This is a genomic window from Variovorax sp. dw_308, from assembly GCF_019207085.1.
Classification (GTDB): Bacteria; Pseudomonadota; Gammaproteobacteria; order Burkholderiales; family Burkholderiaceae_C; genus Variovorax.
Genome location: NZ_JAATOM010000033.1, coordinates 16,661 through 33,907, shown reverse-complemented (window position 1 = coordinate 33,907; position 17,247 = coordinate 16,661). Strand labels below are relative to the sequence as shown.

The 17,247-nt window shown below is 62.3% G+C and carries 14 protein-coding genes; 11 read left to right on the top strand and 3 right to left on the bottom strand.

The annotated features are described in order from the left end of the window. The first annotated feature begins 37 nt into the window (after positions 1–37). Genes HCU76_RS33205 through HCU76_RS33195 form a run of 3 tightly spaced genes read left to right on the top strand, consistent with a single transcriptional unit; the run spans position 38 to position 3,965 of the window. On the top strand, positions 38–1,129 hold the full coding sequence (locus tag HCU76_RS33205; protein WP_256354656.1) for an alcohol dehydrogenase: 1,092 nt from the start codon (positions 38–40) through the stop codon (positions 1,127–1,129). Continuing rightward, entirely contained in the window at positions 1,126–2,685 is a 1,560-nt protein-coding gene (locus HCU76_RS33200) for a 3,4-dehydroadipyl-CoA semialdehyde dehydrogenase (protein ID WP_218511665.1), read from the top strand. The genes HCU76_RS33205 and HCU76_RS33200 overlap by 4 nt, the downstream gene beginning before the upstream one ends. Before the next feature lie 44 nt (positions 2,686–2,729). Beyond that, entirely contained in the window at positions 2,730–3,965 is a 1,236-nt protein-coding gene (locus tag HCU76_RS33195) for an ABC transporter substrate-binding protein (protein WP_218511664.1), read from the top strand. Between the two features lie 28 nt (positions 3,966–3,993). Here HCU76_RS33195 and HCU76_RS33190 read toward each other — a convergent pair whose 3' ends face one another. Next, positions 3,994–4,629, bottom strand: coding sequence for a TetR/AcrR family transcriptional regulator (locus HCU76_RS33190; protein ID WP_218511663.1), 636 nt, complete (start codon positions 4,627–4,629; stop codon positions 3,994–3,996). Between the two features lie 152 nt (positions 4,630–4,781). On the opposite strand from HCU76_RS33190, the gene HCU76_RS33185 reads away from it, so the two are divergent. From HCU76_RS33185 to HCU76_RS33160, 6 genes are all read left to right on the top strand, one after another. Continuing rightward, positions 4,782–6,383, top strand: coding sequence for an acyl-CoA carboxylase subunit beta (locus tag HCU76_RS33185; protein WP_218511662.1), 1,602 nt, complete (start codon positions 4,782–4,784; stop codon positions 6,381–6,383). A gap of 61 nt (positions 6,384–6,444) precedes the next feature. Continuing rightward, positions 6,445–8,079, top strand: coding sequence for an AMP-binding protein (locus tag HCU76_RS33180; RefSeq protein ID WP_218511661.1), 1,635 nt, complete (start codon positions 6,445–6,447; stop codon positions 8,077–8,079). Between the two features lie 4 nt (positions 8,080–8,083). Continuing rightward, positions 8,084–8,866: an ABC transporter ATP-binding protein gene (locus HCU76_RS33175; protein WP_218511660.1), complete on the top strand. Its 783-nt coding sequence runs from the start codon at positions 8,084–8,086 to the stop codon at positions 8,864–8,866. Beyond that, positions 8,859–9,578, top strand: coding sequence for an ABC transporter ATP-binding protein (locus HCU76_RS33170; RefSeq protein ID WP_256354655.1), 720 nt, complete (start codon positions 8,859–8,861; stop codon positions 9,576–9,578). Before HCU76_RS33175 ends, HCU76_RS33170 begins: the two co-directional genes overlap by 8 nt. A 44-nt stretch (positions 9,579–9,622) precedes the next feature. Beyond that, positions 9,623–10,510, top strand: a complete 888-nt coding sequence (locus HCU76_RS33165) for a branched-chain amino acid ABC transporter permease (RefSeq protein ID WP_218511659.1) — start codon at positions 9,623–9,625, stop codon at positions 10,508–10,510. Between the two features lie 2 nt (positions 10,511–10,512). Continuing rightward, complete coding sequence (locus tag HCU76_RS33160) at positions 10,513–11,526, top strand: branched-chain amino acid ABC transporter permease (protein WP_218511658.1); 1,014 nt, start codon at positions 10,513–10,515, stop codon at positions 11,524–11,526. A 121-nt stretch (positions 11,527–11,647) separates the two neighbouring features. Here HCU76_RS33160 and HCU76_RS33155 read toward each other — a convergent pair whose 3' ends face one another. Next, the gene (locus HCU76_RS33155) at positions 11,648–12,256 is read right to left on the bottom strand and encodes an AraC family transcriptional regulator (protein WP_256354654.1); all 609 of its coding nucleotides are present in this window, start codon (positions 12,254–12,256) and stop codon (positions 11,648–11,650) included. A 127-nt stretch (positions 12,257–12,383) separates the two neighbouring features. On the opposite strand from HCU76_RS33155, the gene HCU76_RS33150 reads away from it, so the two are divergent. Together HCU76_RS33150 and HCU76_RS33145 are read left to right on the top strand one after the other, a co-directional pair. Continuing rightward, positions 12,384–13,499, top strand: a complete 1,116-nt coding sequence (locus HCU76_RS33150) for an IS5 family transposase (protein WP_218511657.1) — start codon at positions 12,384–12,386, stop codon at positions 13,497–13,499. Positions 13,500–14,044: 545 nt separating this feature from the next. Next, positions 14,045–16,072: an alpha/beta hydrolase domain-containing protein gene (locus HCU76_RS33145; protein ID WP_218511656.1), complete on the top strand. Its 2,028-nt coding sequence runs from the start codon at positions 14,045–14,047 to the stop codon at positions 16,070–16,072. A gap of 561 nt (positions 16,073–16,633) precedes the next feature. Here the strand turns inward: HCU76_RS33145 and HCU76_RS33140 are convergent. Then, positions 16,634–16,903 carry a high-potential iron-sulfur protein gene (locus HCU76_RS33140; protein WP_371319944.1) on the bottom strand — a complete coding sequence of 90 codons (270 nt, stop codon included), beginning with the start codon at positions 16,901–16,903 and terminating at the stop codon, positions 16,634–16,636. Between the last annotated feature and the right edge of the window lie 344 nt (positions 16,904–17,247).

The following is a 17,247-nucleotide window of genomic DNA, read 5'->3' as shown; positions in this document are numbered from 1 at the left end:
CGCCACGCCCCCATCGAATTCCATCCAAAGGAGACCTATGCAATCCGCCTGCACGCACCGTTTTGACATGATGAAGAGCTACAAGGTGACCCGCTTCGGGGAGCCCCTCGAGGAAATGGACGAGCCCGCTCCCGTGCCCAAGGCGACGGAGGTGCTGCTTCGCGTCGTAGCCTGCGGGGTCTGCCACAGTGACCTGCATATCTGGGACGGGCACTTCGATCTCGGCGGTGGCAAGCAAATGGACCTGAGCCGCGGCATCTTGCTGCCTCGGACGCTTGGGCACGAGATCGTGGGCGAAGTCGTGGCAAAGGGCGCCGACGTTGGCGACCTGGCCATCGGCTCCCGGTGGGTGATCTACCCGTGGATCGGATGCGGACAGTGTTCCCTCTGCAAGTCGGGCCAGGAACAACTCTGTGCCCAGCCCCGCTCCCTCGGGACGTCCGTGGATGGCGGTTTCAGCGACTTCGTGGTGGTTCCGGACCCCCGTTACCTGGTGGACTTCGGGAACGTACCGGTCGAGGTCGCCTGTACCTACGCCTGCTCCGGCTTGACCGCTTTCAGCGCCCTGCAGAAGGCGGGATCTGTGACTCCGGCCGATCAGATCCTCATCATCGGTGCAGGCGGCGTGGGCCAATCGGCGATAAGGCTTTGCACTGCCATGCACGGCGTCGGTCCGATCGTGGCCGACATCGATCCAGCCAAGCGCGAGTCCGCACTGGCGGCCGGCGCAGTGCGCGCGGTGGACCCCAAGGACCCCGAGGTCAAGCGGGCGCTCCTCAAGGCCACGGGAGGCGGCTTTGCGGCTGTCATCGATTTCGTCGGTGCGGCGAGCACCGCAGAGTTCGCAATGGCGCTGCTTCGCAAGGGCGGCACGATGATCGTCGTGGGCCTGTTTGGCGGCTCTGTCGAGTTGTCGCTGCCTTTGCTGCCTCTGCGCTCGATCAACATCCGTGGCTCGTATGTCGGCACGCTGGAGGAACTGCGCGAACTGGCCGCCCTCGGGCGCGAAGGAAAAGTTCCGGGCATTGCGGTGGACCCGCGTCCCATGGCGCAGGTGCGCGAAGCGCTCGATGACCTGCGGGGTGGCAAGGTTGCCGGCCGGGTGGTCCTTCGCACCGAGGAGGCATGACCATGCTGCTTCCAAGTTATCTCGGAGGTCGCTGGGTCGCTGGCGAAGGATCGGGCACCGCGTTGAACGACCCGTGCACGGGCCTGGAGATCGCGCGCGTGAGCGCCGATGGCCTCGACTTCGGTGCCGCGCTGACCTATGCCCGCGACGTCGGCGGTCCCGCGCTGCGAGACATGAGCTTTGCGGCCCGTGGACGCCTTCTCGGCGCCATCGCCTCGCGTCTTGGCGCCGCACGCGATGTCTGGTATCGCTCGGCACTGTCGAATTCCGGGAGCACGAGAGCCGACGCCGCCATGGACATCGAGGGGGCCGTGCAGACGCTGCGCTATTACGCCGCGCTGGGCGAGAAACTCGGCGAATCGAAATTCATGGTCGAAGCCGGCGGTGACCAATTGACCCGTGACCCCGGTTTCCAGTCGGTTCATTTCTGGACGCCGGTCAACGGCGCTGCGATCCACATCAACGCCTTCAACTTTCCTGCGTGGGGCATGTGGGGCAAGGCTGCGGTAGCGCTGCTTTCCGGGGTGCCGGTGGTCACAAAGCCGGCAGTCTCGACGAGCTTGCTGGCGTGGGAGATGTTGCGCGATGTGACGGGGATCCTCCCCGCGGGCGCTGTCTCCTTGTTGATGGGCAGCGGGCAAGGCCTGTTGGCTGCGGTCGGTCGGGAGGATGTCGTCGCCTTCACCGGATCGGCGCAGACTGCGCGCAGCCTTCGCTCGCAGGACCGGATCCAGGACCAGAACCCGCGCTTCAATGTGGAAGCGGACAGCCTCAACGCAAGCATTCTTGGCCCCGACATCGGCGTTGACTCGGCGCTCTTCAAGGTGTTCGTGGACGAGATGTCTCGCGAAATCCTGCTGAAGGCCGGGCAGAAGTGCACCACCGCCCGCCGGCTTCTTGTCCCAAGGCCCGTTGCCGATTCGCTGGTGCAGGCTATCAAGGCCAAGCTCGAGGCTGCCGTCATGGGCAATCCGCGTCGTGCCGACGTCACCCTCGGGCCGGTGGTGACGAAACAGCAGCAGCGAGCGGTGCAGGAGTCCATCGACAAACTCTGCACCGTCGCGAGGATCGTCCACCGCGGCGACGCGACGCCAGTGGATGCCGATTCGGACGTGTCCAGCTTCGTACCTGCGCACCTGCTTCATTGCGACGCGGCGGATGCGGGCGTCGTCCACGAGTTGGAGGCCTTCGGTCCGTGCTCGACCATCCTTCCCTACGATCGCGGCGACGACGCCATCTCACTGGCCAGACTTGGAGGCGGATCGCTCGTCTGTTCGATGTTCACCAACGATGCGGCATTGACCGTGAAGGCCGCGCAGGCGCTTGGCAGCCTGCATGGCAGGGTGATGCTCGTCGATGACTCGATCGCGAAGAGCCACACGGATCACAGCATCGTGATGCCGCAGAGCCTGCACGGCGGTCCGGGCCGGGCCGGCGGAGGCGAAGAACTTGGCGGATCGCGCGGAATGCGCCTCTATCACCAGCGCACGGCCTTGCAGTCATCGGTGGCAACCATCGCAGCAGTGCGCAGCTCCGCACTCGAATACAGCCTCTAGACGTTCGCCCGATTGATCGAAATTTCCATACCCAGGAGAGAGACATGAAGAAAAGTGCATTCATTCAATTGATGGCCTGCATCGGCCTGTGCGGATCGGGCCTTGGCTTGAGCCATGCGCAAACGCCGCCCGCCAAGATTTCGGACGGCAAGGTAAAGATCGGCGTCTTGAATGACGCGTCGGGCCCCTACATCGACCTCGCAGGCCCGGGATCCGTGCTGGCTGCGCAAATGGCGGCAGAAGACTTCGGTGGCAAGGTGGGCGGGGCCGCGATCGAGATCGTCTCGGGCGATCACCAGAACAAGCCGGACGTCGGTTCAGCCATTGTCCGCAAGTGGTTCGACGAACAGATGGTCGACGCTGTTGTCGACGTTCCGACGTCGTCCGTCGCCATGGCTGTTCAGGAGCTTGCACGCAACCAGAAAAAGATCTTCCTGATTTCCGGGGCTGCGACAGCTGCTCTTTCGGGGAAGAACTGCTCCCCGTACAGCATCCAGACCGCCGACGACACGACCGCGCTGTCCGTCGGCACCGTCAAGGCCGTGACCAAGGCCGGTGCCGATACCTGGTTCTTCCTGACAGCCGATTATGTGTTCGGTCACGCGATGGAAGCCGAGAGCACCAAGGTCATCCAGGCAAACGGAGGCAAGGTTCTTGGGTCGGTCCGCATTCCGCAGAACAACGCCGATTTCTCATCGTTCCTGTTGCGCGCCAAGGCATCGAAGGCAAAAGCCATCGGCCTGGCAAATGCCGGAAACGACACTGTCAACTCGATCCGGCAAGCCGTTGAGTTCGGGCTGACCAAGAGTGGAGACCAGAAGCTCGTCGGCCTCATCCTCTTCATCTCTGACATCCATGCGCTGGGTCTGCCGAACGCGCATGGCTTGCAGCTGACCGAAGGGTTCTATTGGGACATGAATGACGAGAGCCGGAAGTTCTCCAAGCGATTCTTCGACAAGTTCAAGAAGATGCCCACACGCGAGCAGGCCACCACGTACGCCACCGTCACGCATTACCTGCGCTCCATCGAGATTGCCAAGACAGACAACTCCGACGAGGTGATGAAGACGATGAAGGCGACGCCGATGAAGTATTTCGGCCAGCAAGGAGTGATTCGTGCCGACGGCCGCTTCGTTCACGACCTTGCCCTGTACGAAGTCAAGGACCCATCAGAATCTAAGTACCCTTGGGACTACTACAAGAAGGTGGCCACCATCAAGGGCGAGGACGCCTTCACGCCGCTTGCCCAAAGCGAGTGCGCGCTCGTCGACAAGAAGTAGCACGAAGGGGTCCGCAGCGACCCCTCCGTCAGGTGGACCGGCCTGACACCATGGACAGCGTCAGCTGCGCCATGTTCTCGGCGATGTCTTCGGCGCTCAGGCGTCGATCCGGCCGGTACCAGTTGAACACCCAGGTGGTCATGCCGGTGATGGCCTGCTCGGCCACGGCGATGTGGCCCAGCTTGAACTCCTTGGCATCGACGCCCTGCTGAAGCAACGCCCGCATCGCTTGATCAAACCTGCGGCGGTAGCCGGCCAGCGCGATCTGTGCCTCTTCGGGAAGATGCTTCTCCTCCCGGAAATAGACGGCCAAGTAGACGCGGCCTTCGATGATCCGCAGCGTCATGTTGCGCACCAGATCCCCAAGTCGTTGACGTGGCGACCCTTTCGAGTTCGCCGCCTCTTCTGCGAGTTCCGCGACGAACGCAGTGGTCCGGCCGCACACGCCAGCAAGAATGTCCGCCTTGCTGTCGAAGTGGTAATAGATGAACGGCTTGGTGACGTGCAACTGGTCGGCGATCGCGTCGATGCTCGTTTTGCTGTAGCCCGCTTCGTAGAACAGCTGACTCGCCACGTCGAGAACCCGATTGCGCTTGAAGTCGTGCAGCTGGTCCCGCATCGACTTGACGTCAGGGGCGGCCGCTTCGTTTGTCTGATCTGGCATCACTCGTTACTCCGCTATTCCTTTGACATTGCGCCGGGGCAAGGTTGCGAGGCTGAAGTGCAGGCCCGTCCGACGACCAAGGGATAGTACCTCATTGACATTGGATTGTACTCGTCAGTATATTCACATGCATCAGAGATCTTTTATCTGCCTTGCGGCATGTCGGAGTGATCTCAAACCAGGGACTCGCTCCCAAGAACAGGACGGACAAATTGAAACTGGCAGCAGGCCTCGACAAACTGGAAGAGCGGCGCGCCCGCGGCGTCGCAATGGGCGGCGAAGTTCGCATCAAGCGGCAGCACGACCTGGGCAAATTGACGGTACGCGACCGGGTCACCAAATTGATGGATCCAGCGTCGTTCCAGGAGTACGGACAGTTGTGTTCGCACGTCTCTCATGACGCCCAGCAGACGAGCGAAGTCACGCCGGCGGACGGCGTCGTTGCGGGCTTCGGCAAGATCGACGGCCGATTCGCCGCCGTGATCGGCGACGACTTCACGGTCAAGGGTGGTTCTCACGGCGTGATCAACGCACGCAAGAAACTTCATCTCGTGCAGATGGCGCGCCGCGAACGCGTGCCGCTGATCTGGATGGTGGATGGCGCGGGCGCACGCGGACAGGAGTTGCTTAACGACGGCCTGCCGGACGTCACGCACTTTCTGGAAATCGCGCGCATGTCGGGCACCGCGCCGCAGGTCTCGCTGGTGCTGGGCCCCTGCGCGGGCGACTCCGCGCTCGTTGGGGCTGCCACGGAATTCATTGTCATGCGCCAGGGCACCGGGATGATGGCGGCGGGTGGCCCTCCGGTCGTCAAGGCTGCGACCGGCCTGGATGTAAGCAAGGAGGATCTGGGCGGGTCTGAGATTCACGCAAAGCTGTCCGGCATCGTCGACCGGGTCGCCAAGACCGACGAGGAAGCGCTGGAACTGGCGCGCACCTTTCTTTCCTACCTTCCGACCAACGCGTGGACCTGGCCGCCACGGGCCGAACCCAAGCCTCCCGAATCCATCGATCTCGAAACGGTCATGCCCGACGAGCCGAAGCGACCCTTCGATGTCAAGAAGGTCATCCGCGGAATCGTCGACGCCGGCAGCTTCTTCGAGATCAAGCCGGATTGGGGACGCACGCTGGTGGCCGGGCTTGCCCGGATCGATGGCCATCCCGTCGGCGTCGTGGCCAACCAGTCGATGGTGGGCGCAGGCGCCATCACCGCAGCAGGAGCGCGCAAGGCCCGGCGATTCATCGACCTGTGCTCGTCCTATCACATCCCCATGCTCTTTCTCCAGGACGTGCCCGGTGTCATGACCGGACCGCAAGCCGAGAAAGAGGGAACGCTGCGCGAAGGGCTTGCCGTTGTCTACGCAATGGCGTGGGCTGACGTGCCGAAGGTCACGATCGTGATGCGCAAGGCCTTCGGCTTCGGCGCATGCGCGATGGGTGGGTGGGGCGGCGAGCAGACGCTGGTCGCCGCATGGCCGACGGCCGACTTCGCGTCGATGCCGGTCGCGGGAGGCGTTGCCGCCGCGTTCAAGGATGAGATAGAACGCGCAGAAGATCCGGAAGCCAAGCGGATCGAGATCGAAGAGCGTTTCAAGGATGGCACCGATCCTTTCAACGCCGCCGCGCGATTCACGGTGCATGACGTCATCCGCCCGCGCGAAACGCGCGCACGGGTCTTGCAGGCGTTCGAGCTTGCACGCAGTCGCAGGACATCGGCGCCGGTGCCGGTAGCGCGCTACGGCGTGATGCCCTAACCCGTTTGCTTTCGTCACGCCGAGAAAAACACAGCCCCGAACGGGCTTCAGGAGACCCAATATGAGCGACCGCGCAATCGAACGTGTGCCAGCCGCGGACCACTGCGTCCTGCGTTCCACGTTGGAGAAATGGGCAGCCACGCAACCCGACAAGGTCTTCGCGAAGCTGTCGAAAACTGAAGCGGTCACGTACGCGGGCATGCGTGACCTGGCTGAATCCACGGCTGCGGGGTTGCAGGCACTGGGTGTCAAGCAAGGAGACACCGTGGTTGTCTGGTTGCCCAACAGCCTGGACTGTTTGCGGGTCTGGTTCGGCATCAACTGGCTCGGCGCCACCTACGTGCCGATTAATACCGCATACAGGGGTCAGTTGCTTCAGCATGTGCTGCACAACGCCGGCGCGGAAGTCATCATTGCCCACGCGGAGCTTGTCGGGAGACTGGCAGACGTGCATATCGCCAACCTGAAGACTGTGGTCGTGGTCGGGTGCGTCACGCCCGAGCTGCCGCGAATCGCCGGCCGCGAGGGCTTCACACTCAAGGTTCATGGCGCAGACGCGCTCCACGGCAGCCGCACTGATCTGGCGCCATTGCAGCAGCCGATAGAACCATGGGATCTGCAATCCATCGTCTACACCTCGGGGACCACAGGCCCGTCGAAGGGGGTGATGTCGTCCTATGCGCATCTGCATGCGATGTCGGGCGCGGAGGGCTTCTACATGCTGTCCGCTGACGATCGCTACCTTTGCAATCTGCCCCTCTTTCATGTTGCGGGCACCATTCCCGTGATGGGCATGCTCAGTCGCGGCGGGTCGATAGCACTCGTCCCGTCGTTCTCGACAGAGACGTTCTGGCCGAGCGTGGTAGAGACCGAATCCACTGTCGTCCTGCTGCTCGGCGTCATGGCGACCTTCATAGCCAAGCGTGCACCATCGCCTGATGACCGGTCACATCCGCTTCGCAAGGTGATCATCGTGCCGCTTTCCGAGGATGGCCCGACATTCAGCGATCGTTTCGGCGTGGAGGTCTACACGCTCTACAACATGACCGAAATCTCCACTCCTCTGGTGTCGGAACTGAATCCGACCAAAGTCGGTTCCTGCGGTCAGCCACGCAAAGGGGTCGAAGTCAGGCTTGTTGATGCCAACGACTGCGACGTCCCACCCGGCACGGTCGGCGAATTGCTCGTTCGCACCGATGCGCCCTGGGCGATGAACAGCGGCTACTTCAAGAATCCTGAAGCGACCGCGAGCGCGTGGCGCAACGGTTGGTTCCACACCGGCGATGGCTTCTGGGTGGACGGGGAGGGCACCTACTTTTTCTCCGACCGGATGAAGGACTCGATCCGCCGTCGCGGCGAGAACATTTCTTCGTTTGAGGTGGAGGCGGAGATCGCGTTGCATCCACTTGTGCGCGAGGTGGCCGTGATACCGGTGCCCAGCGCGCTGTCGGAGGATGACGTGCTGTGCGTGGTCGCACCCGTGCCCGGTGAGTCGATCGACCCGACCGAACTGCTCGAATATCTCCGCCCGCGCATGCCGCACTTCATGCTGCCTCGCTACGTCCGGATCGTCGATGAATTGCCGAAGACTGCGACTCAGAAAGTGCTGAAACACATCCTCCGAAAGGATGGCGTGACCACGGACACATGGGACCGCGACGTCGCAGGCGTGGTCGTACGTCGAGAGAAGTTCTGACGCCATGACGAAGGCAAAGGACATTGGCGATAAGAGTCCCGAGTTCATCCTCGAAGCGCGGGGACTGACCAAGGAATTCAAGGGATTTGTCGCGATCAAGAACCTCGACCTGAAGATCCGCCGCGGCACCATCCATGCATTGATCGGGCCCAACGGCGCTGGGAAGAGCACGGTCTTCAATCTGCTTACGAAGTTCCTGTCGCCGACGAAGGGCCACATCTACTACGAGGGTCGCGACATCACGGCCGCCAAGCCAGCCGACGTCGCGCGGATGGGCATGGTGCGGTCCTTCCAGATCTCCGCGGTCTTTCCGGACCTCACCGTGCTGGAGAACGTCCGGGTCGCTCTTCAGCGTCGCGTTGGGTCGAGCTTCAAGTTCTGGCGCTCGGACAACACCCTGAAGCAGCTGGACGCTCGGGGCTTCGAACTTCTCGAGGCCGTCAATCTGGTCGATCTGTCGATGCATCGCGCCGCTGATCTTCCTTACGGGAGAAAGCGAGCCCTTGAAATTGCAACGACCCTGGCACTTGACCCCTCAATGCTCCTGCTCGATGAACCCCTGGCCGGCATGGGACATGAGGACATCGAACGGACCGCGCAGCTGATCAGGCAGGTAGCCACCACCCGTACTGTGCTCATGGTTGAGCACAACCTCTCGGTCGTCGCAGATCTTTCCGACACGATCACGGTGCTCCGCCGCGGTGAACTCCTGGCCGAGGGCGATTACGCGACCGTGTCCAGCAACGCCGAGGTCATGGAAGCCTACATGGGAAGCGTAAATGCCTGAACCGACTCATCAAAAGCCGATGCTTGAGGTTCGCGACCTTCATGCGCACTACGGTGAATCGCACGTCCTTCACGGGGTCTCCTTCCAGGTCGAACAGGGTCAGGTTGTCACGTTGCTCGGGCGCAATGGCGCGGGCAAGACAACGACGATGCGCTCGATCATGGGGGTGGTCACCAAGCGCAGTGGCTCGGTGATCTCCAGCGGTCAGGAGCTCATCAACATGCCCCGACATCAGATTCCCCGGCTGGGCATCGGCTACGTTCCGGAAGAGCGAGGGATATTCTCTTCGCTCAGCGTCAACGAAAACCTGCTGCTCCCGCCAGTGGTCAAGCCAGGTGGCATGACGATCGCGCAAATCCACGATCTGTTTCCGAACCTGAAGGGACGGGGCTCGACCCAAGGCACCAGGCTGTCCGGCGGGGAGCAACAGATGCTGGCAATCGCTCGCATCCTTCGCACAGGTGCAAACCTCATCCTGCTGGACGAACCCACCGAAGGCCTCGCGCCTGCACTCATCCAGCAGATCGGCACCGCCATCGTCGCGCTGAAGAAACTGGGCTTCACGATCCTGCTGGTCGAACAGAACTTCCGCTTTGCCTCAACGATTGCCGATTGCCACTACGTGATGGAGGAGGGGCGAATCATCGACCGAATTCCAAACGCTGAACTCCACCAGAACATGGACAAGCTCCATGGCTACCTGGGGGTCTGAGACCGCCATGCTTGCGATATTCGTAACTGAGACAGGGAGCCGCGATGCTTGAATCACTGGGAATCACGCCTCAAGAATTGTTCGGACAGGTTCTTGTCGGGCTCATCAATGGATCCTTCTACGCGATCCTCAGCCTGGGCCTGGCCATCATCTTCGGCTTGTTGAACGTGATCAACTTTGCACATGGGGCGCTCTACATGCTCGGCGCATTTGTCGCGTGGATGTTGCTTCAGTGGATGGGAGTGGGGTACTGGTGGGCTCTGGTGTTGTCCCCACTCGCGGTCGGCCTGCTGGGTGCCTTGCTCGAGAGAACGCTGCTGCGCAGGCTGTACCAGGTGGATCACCTGTATGGGTTGCTGCTGACACTGGGTGTCGCGCTGATCCTTGAAGGCGCATTCCGCTACAAGTTCGGGTCAAGCGGCAATCCTTACCCGGTCCCTGAACTCCTTCGGGGCGGGCAGGACCTCGGGTTCATGTACCTGCCGAACTATCGCGCCTGGGTCGTGGTTGCATCGCTGACCCTGTGCGCTGGAACATGGCTTGCCATCGAGCGTACACGGATGGGCGCTTACCTCAGGGCTGCAACTGAAAACCCGACGCTCGTCGAGAACTTCGGCATCAATGTTCCAGTCATGATCACTTCGACGTTTGCGCTTGGGGTGGCGCTGGCGGGCCTGGCGGGCGTACTGGCCGCTCCCATCTACCAGGTCAACGCCACGATGGGATCAAACCTGATCATCACCGTCTTTGCGGTCGTCGTGATTGGCGGCATGGGTTCGATCCTCGGCTCTGTCGTCACCGGCCTGGGGCTCGGTCTGCTGGAAGGCGTGACCAAGGTCTTCTATCCGGAAGCCTCCAACATCGTCATCTTCATTGTCATGGCCGTTGTACTTCTCATCAAACCAGCAGGCCTCTTCGGGCAGGAGCGTTGAACATGGTCGCTATCCAGAATTCGACGATTGCAAGCTCGAACTTGACACAGTATGCGGTCTCGCCCAGACGGGCGCTTCTGATACCGGTGCTGGTAGTGGTCAGCCTCGCTCTTGCTGTGGCAGCGCCGTTCTTCCTCTATCCCATCTTTCTGATGAAGCTTCTTTGCTTCGCCTTGTTTGCCTGCGCGTTCAATCTCCTGATCGGCTATGCCGGATTGCTGAGCTTCGGTCACGCCGCGTTCTTTGGGGGGGCGGCGTACATCACTGCGCACGCGGGCAAGGTCTGGGGGTGGCCCCCGGAACTCGCGCTCGTTGCGGGGACGGTCTTTGCCGCGGTACTCGGGTTCCTGATGGGCGCGCTCGCAATTCGCCGGCAAGGCATCTACTTCGCCATGATCACGCTGGCGTTGGCCCAGATGATTGCATTCCTCGCGATCCAGATGCGCTTCACTGGAGGAGAGGATGGCATCCAGGCTGTCCCCCGCGGAATGCTCCTCGGTCTGGTCGACCTCAATAAGCCGCTGGCAATGTACTTCTTTGTCCTGGCCGTCTTCCTGTTCGGCTTTCTCGTGATCTGGCGCACGGTTCACTCTCCGTTCGGACAGGTCCTGAAGGCGATCCGCGAGAACGAGCCACGCGCCATTTCCCTGGGCTACCGCACGGCGCAATACAAACTGCTGGCGTTCGTGATCTCGGCGGCGCTGGCCGGTCTGGCGGGTGGCGCCAAGGCGCTTGTCTTCCAGCTTGCCAGCTTGACCGACGTGGCGTGGCAGATGTCGGGCGAGGTGGTATTGATGACGTTGCTGGGCGGGCTCGGCACACTGCTGGGCCCTGTGGTGGGGGCCGGGATGGTCGTTGCGCTCGAGCACTTTCTTGCCGAGACGGACTTCCCCATCACCGTGGCAAGCGGGATCCTGTTTGTCGTTTGCGTCCTGCTGTTTCGTCGTGGGGTCGCTGGCGAAATCCGCCACTACCTTTTGGCGAGACGAGCACTGAAATCGGCCAGGAATGTTTAGCGGGCTCGCGCGCGCATCTGGATCGACGTTGACTCCGTTTTTGCCTACGCCCTGGGGCCTATTGCGCGCTGTCGGGGCAGCCAAGCATGCGCCCCAGCGCACACCTGGGGTTTGATAGCTTCTAGGAATGCTCCCGCGGAATCCCGGTGACTGTCACAGGCGATGGCATTCGGGTGGCGCGCTTGAAGATCGAAGGCGAGATGCCCGTGTGCTTCTTGAAGAAGCGCGAAAAGTTCCCCGGTGCGGAGAAGCCGAGGTCCAGCGCGACATCGGTGAGTTCACTGCCTTCGCTCACCCTTCGCATCGCTTCCTCGACGCGAACGCCGCTCCAGAAGACCTGCGGCGTGGTGTTGAGCTGATCACGAAAAAGCGCGAAGAATCGCGCGCGAGACAGGCCCACCTTGGCGGCAATCTCGTCGATAGACGCTTTCTCGGACACGTTCTCCCGCATGTGCGCGATGGCGCTGCGCAAGCGGTGGTCCAGCGTCACGCCGACGCTGCCGGCCGGCGTCGCGACACCACCCGCGGTCGATGCCGCAACGGCCGCTTCGAGCAATCGCTCGACCTCGTTGTCGATTTCGCTGCGCGCCGGATCGGCCGAGATGATCAGGTCCAGCACGCGCCAGCATGAGCGGCGCATCGCGGCGCTGATGGGCACGCCCATCGCGAATCCGATGACCAAGGCGACGAGCCCGACGAACCCAACGAGAACAATGTTGGAGGTATTCATGCTCCAGCTGAAGCGCCGACCGACTGCTTAGCAGGGTGCTGAAATACCTCTGCAATTGGTCGACGCGTGACAGCCCTCGAACGTTAGAAGTTGATCCCCCGACAGTTGCAATCCAAGACCCCAGACGATGCGCGGAGCCGATACCTTCACCGAGAGCTTGTTCACGATGCGCCGCCTGGAGGACTTCGTACCCGCCAATCACCCGCTGCGTCCTATCCGCGCGATGGTCAATGAAGCGCTGCTCAAGATGGACGACTTGTTCGCCGGCATGTACGAGGCCGACATCAAGGGCGGGCGCCCCAGCATCGCTCCAGAGAAGCTGCTGCGCGCGATGCTGCTGCAGATCTTCTTCAGCGTTCGCTCGGAGCGCCAACTCATGGAGCAGACTCAATACAACCTCCTGTTTCGCTGGTTCATCGGCCTGGCCATGGACGATGCGGTCTGGGTTCCCAGCGTCTTCACCAAGAACCGCGAACGCCTGATCGAGCATGACGCCATCATCGAACTGTTCAACCACATCGTCGAGACAGCTGGTCGCAAAGGCTGGCTGTCGGGAGAACATTTCAGCGTCGATGGCACCCTTATCCAGGCGTGGGCCAGCCACAGGAGCTTCGTGCGCAAGGACGGCAGCGGCGACGATGACGCGGGCAACAACAAGGCTGATAGCACCAGCTTCAAAGGTCAGACCCGCAGCAACGAAACCCACGCCTCGCGCACCGATGGCGATGCGCGGCTGTACCGCAAGGGCAAGACCGCCAGCGAGTTGCGCTACATGGGCCATACCCTCTCTGACAATCGCCACGGCCTGATCGCTAACGCGATGGTCACACAAGCCGATGGCTTTGCCGAACGCGAAGCGGCCAAGGTCATGATCAGGGACGCCCGTCAGGCCACCGCGAGTCCGGATACGGAGGTCACGCTCGGTGCGGACAAGGGGTACGACGCGCAGGAGTTCGTCCAGGCGTGCCAGGACATGGGCGTAATACCGCACGTCGCCCAGAACACTTCCGGGCGGCGCTCCGCAGTGCCCGATGCCATCGCTGCGAGCGAGGGCTATGCCCTGTCGCAGCGCAAGCGCAAGCTGATCGAGCAGGGCTTTGGCTGGGCCAAGACGGTGGGCGGAATTCGTCAGGTGATGGTGCGTGGACTCAAGCGCGTGGACCACCTGTTCGTGCTGACGATGACGGCGTACAACTTGACGCGCATGCGCTCGTTGGGGCAAATCCGTCCGCAGGGGCTCTGAGGCCATCAGAGGCTTGCAAAACACCCTCAAATCAGCGGAAACGGCTCCCAAAATCGCCGCTCACTGCACCATGTGAAAAGCGGACCTTCGCCGAAGAAGATGCCTCGCTTTGGAGGGGAGTATTTCCGCATCCTGTTAGGGCCCCGAACGCCATATGGCGACTTGTCAAACTTGCCGTTCAACGCGAAGTTCGGTTGGCCGTCCCAGTGGAACGCCATTGGAAGTCAGGTTTTGGGGTACAGCTGTCGAGCATGGGGCAGGGTTGCCTATGTCAGCTTTTAGTCGCTGCTGCCGCTCGGATTGAAACCTCGAACAGCCGCAACCAGTCTTGAGCACGCGTTCGAGCTTGCACCAATAACCAATCTACCGGCCATTTCCGACTCTTCATCAACGGCTGCGAAGACCTGCCCGATGACTCAAGCCGGGTCACAAGGCAAGTGTTGTAGACCCGATCGCCGTTGATGCGCAACGCGCGGTCGTCATGAGAAAATCCTTCGAGCACGTTCTGCACTTGAAATCGACGGATTGCTAGCGAGGAGCACGCAATGAGGATCAACCACATGCGGGGATGGGCACGTGTCGCGCTCTTGGCCTCGGCATTGTTCGTCGGCTGTGCAATTCACTCGCCGATGCCAGGCAGTGGCCCTCCAGCGACGACCATCGAGCGGATCGAAGTCGTTAGCAGAAAGCCAGCGTTTGGCGGCGCCCGCTTCGGCGATGTGGGTGAATACGAGATGGTCGTCGCGGTCGCACATGTGAAGGTGCATCCAGGACATCCGGCCAACCGGCGCATCGTCGATCTCGCCGCGGCGGCCGACGCCGATGGCATGGTGCGGTATCAAACGGATGTCGTGCTGCTTCGGCCGAGTGAAGCGAACAAGGCGTCGCGCGTCCTCGTCTTCGATGTGGCCAACCGCGGCCGCAAGCTGATGCTGCCGCTGGTCGACGATGGCGACTTGCAAGCCGATACCGCAGCGCAGGCTGGCAACGGATGGCTGATGCGTCAGGGGCACACGATGCTCTGGGTCGGTTGGCAGGGCGACCTGCCGCTGAACAGGTCAGGGCGCAGCCTGGGCATGGCGCTTCCGGTCGCCACCAATCATGGTGCCCCAATCACTGGCAGCAGCCTGGAGGAAGTGGTCTTCGATGCGCCCGGCACGGCGGGGACCATGCCGCTGTCCTACCCCGCCGCAACGCAAGACCCGACGCGCGCAGAGTTGACCGTGCGTGCCAGGCCGGAGGCCCCGGCAACCGTGCTGTCGGCAAGCGCCTGGCGCTTCAAGAGCGCCCGCGAGATTGAAATCGAGCGCCCACCGAGCTTCGACGCCGGGGCAATCTACCAGTTCAAGTACGAGGCGCGCGATCCGCGGGTGATGGGCCTGGGCATGGCCGCGGTTCGCGATGTCGTTAGCTTTCTGAAGACCGCGCAGGTCGATGCTGAAGGGCAGCCCCAGCCATTGGCAGACATCCGGCCCAATGTCACCGTGGCACTCGGCATCTCGCAATCCGGGCGTTTCCTGCGGGACTTCATCTGGCAGGGGTTCAACACGGCGCCAACCGGTGGGCGCGTATTCGACGCAGCGATGCCGACGATCGCCGGATCCCGCAAGAGCTTCACCAATGTGCGTTGGGCCCAGCCGGGCCGGTTCTCGCGCGAGCACGAGGACCATTGGGTCTACGGCGACCAGTTTCCGTTTGGCTACGGCACCATCACGGATCCGCTCACCGGGCGCACCGACGGGATCCTGGCAAGCTGTCGCACCGACGACACCTGCCCGAAGCTGATGCATGTCGACAGCAACCTCGAGTTCTGGCAAGGGCGCGCCTCACTTGTGGTGACCGACGGCGCGGGGCGCGATGTGCCGGTGCCCGCCAGCGTGCGTCTGTACCTGATGTCGTCGACACAACATGTGTCGGCGGCCACGCCCGCGGCCGGCATCTGCCAGATGCCGAACAACCCGGCCAGGCAGTCGTCCACGTACCGGGCGCTGATGGCGCGCCTGATCACGTGGGCGCGTGACGGGCAAGAGCCGCCGCCGAGTCGCTACCCCTCCGCCGCGGCCGGAACGTTGGCCAGGCCCCAGAGGGCCGAGATGGGCTTCCCCGAACTGGACGCCCTCGGGCTGAAGCTGCCGACGGCACTGAATGACCTGAACCCGGTCGACTACTCTGCGACGCCGGCACGCGCCGACACCCGTCTGCGCTACCTCGTGCTTGTGCCTCGCACCGACGCCGACGGGAATGACGTTGCTGGCGTTCGTGTGCCTGACATCGATGTGCCGCTCGCGACGTACACCGGCTTTGGTCTTCGCAAGTCCGGCTTTGCCGAAGGACAGTTGTGCGGATTGGATGGCAGCTATCTGCCGTTGTCCAGGGACGCGCAGGAGCGCAGCGTCAGGCACGACCCGAGGCCGTCGATCGCAGAGCGCTATCCGACCCGCGGGACGTATATCGAACGAGTGCGCGCTTCCGCCGAGCATTTGAGGTCCGACGGCTTGATGCTCGATGAGGACGTCGCCCGCGTGATCGACTCGGCGTCCAAAGACGCCCGCGTCCAGGCGCTGGCGCAGTAACGAGTGCGGCGGGCGAGGTCGGTCCGCCTTGCGCCGTTCAAGTTTTACAGCCAAAGTCCGTCCAGGGCGCTGCCCGGCCCTTCAGCATCGTCTGGTATGCGGCAACTGTGCAGCGATTGCAGTTTTTCCCGGACGCGGGTCGAATTCACGCTGTACGGCTGAGACCGGTCTTCCCAGCGTGAAGCCGACTGTGCCATCTACAGCCGGTCACAAGGTAATGCTGTCGTAGCTCGAGTGCATACCTCTTGGGCGACTGGCCCTTGCAGGATCGAAGACCGCTATCTTGGCCGTCCAAAGGGAGGTCGGGGCCCGTTGCTGTCGGTCGCCAACGCTCGGTCCATGGGAGGTGTACCAGCGAGAGCGGTCAGTGGTCCGACCGCGATAGCAACATAGCAACTGCAGATCCGGAGATCCGGCAGAAGTGAAGACCAGGGGCTTCAATTCGCGTCAACCGCGGATCAGAAGAACGCACCAATTGGAGCGCCACCGAGTACGTCTTGCCAATGGCCTAGCTGTGCGTTGCCAGAGCCGTCATTCATAGAGGTGCCGGCCCGCGGGCCCTCATGCCTTGATGACCCAACCACTGCACCAACCTTTAGCCGCTACCAGCTTGCCGCCGAACAGTGGGCAGCCGCCGGACCGATCGGTTGCCTTTCCCTCAAAGTGTCGGCAATTGCTGCATCGCTGGGATGCGGTATGTGTTGGATACTTAGCAGTGTCGACCTTCGCCGAGTCCTCGCGGTAGCCCAACGCCACGGCTGGCGGATCAGCCTCGTCGACGTCGGCAATGGCTTCGGTATGCACTAACCCTAGTAGCGAACTCGCCGCCATACATCGGAAAACAAATAAGCGTCGATCGGACCTCATGGCATTCCTTTGCGGCTGACCTGTCGCCTACACGAAAGGTTTGCTGCGGCGAATTTTGACCCCGCGGAATCCGACCGGAGCAAAGTCCAATTTGCCAGCAACACAAGATCGTTCGCCTGGCCTTCGAACCCGCCTTCGGTCATCCGGGCACCGTCAAAGTCTTAGTATTTAGAGTGACTGTCGCGACTGTACTGGCAGATAGTGTGTATGACTGCTCCTGCTCGGGACCGCCAGATTGCAACCGCGCCGGGCAGCTAACTTTGGTCGGCTGCGCCGACACCTCGGAGGTCAGCTCCCCGGCGCGACCC

Bases quoted from the DNA above. Each gene is read 5' to 3' on its own strand.
- HCU76_RS33205 (WP_256354656.1), top strand. From the start codon at position 38: ATGCAATCCGCCTGCACGCACCGTTTTGACATGATGAAGAGCTACAAG.
- HCU76_RS33200 (WP_218511665.1), top strand. From the start codon at position 1,126: ATGACCATGCTGCTTCCAAGTTATCTCGGAGGTCGCTGGGTCGCTGGC.
- HCU76_RS33195 (WP_218511664.1), top strand. From the start codon at position 2,730: ATGAAGAAAAGTGCATTCATTCAATTGATGGCCTGCATCGGCCTGTGC.
- HCU76_RS33190 (WP_218511663.1), bottom strand. From the start codon at position 4,629: ATGCCAGATCAGACAAACGAAGCGGCCGCCCCTGACGTCAAGTCGATG.
- HCU76_RS33180 (WP_218511661.1), top strand. From the start codon at position 6,445: ATGAGCGACCGCGCAATCGAACGTGTGCCAGCCGCGGACCACTGCGTC.
- HCU76_RS33175 (WP_218511660.1), top strand. From the start codon at position 8,084: ATGACGAAGGCAAAGGACATTGGCGATAAGAGTCCCGAGTTCATCCTC.
- HCU76_RS33170 (WP_256354655.1), top strand. From the start codon at position 8,859: ATGCCTGAACCGACTCATCAAAAGCCGATGCTTGAGGTTCGCGACCTT.
- HCU76_RS33165 (WP_218511659.1), top strand. From the start codon at position 9,623: ATGCTTGAATCACTGGGAATCACGCCTCAAGAATTGTTCGGACAGGTT.
- HCU76_RS33160 (WP_218511658.1), top strand. From the start codon at position 10,513: ATGGTCGCTATCCAGAATTCGACGATTGCAAGCTCGAACTTGACACAG.
- HCU76_RS33155 (WP_256354654.1), bottom strand. From the start codon at position 12,256: ATGAATACCTCCAACATTGTTCTCGTTGGGTTCGTCGGGCTCGTCGCC.
- HCU76_RS33150 (WP_218511657.1), top strand. From the start codon at position 12,384: ATGCGCGGAGCCGATACCTTCACCGAGAGCTTGTTCACGATGCGCCGC.
- HCU76_RS33145 (WP_218511656.1), top strand. From the start codon at position 14,045: ATGAGGATCAACCACATGCGGGGATGGGCACGTGTCGCGCTCTTGGCC.
- HCU76_RS33140 (WP_371319944.1), bottom strand. From the start codon at position 16,903: ATGGCGGCGAGTTCGCTACTAGGGTTAGTGCATACCGAAGCCATTGCC.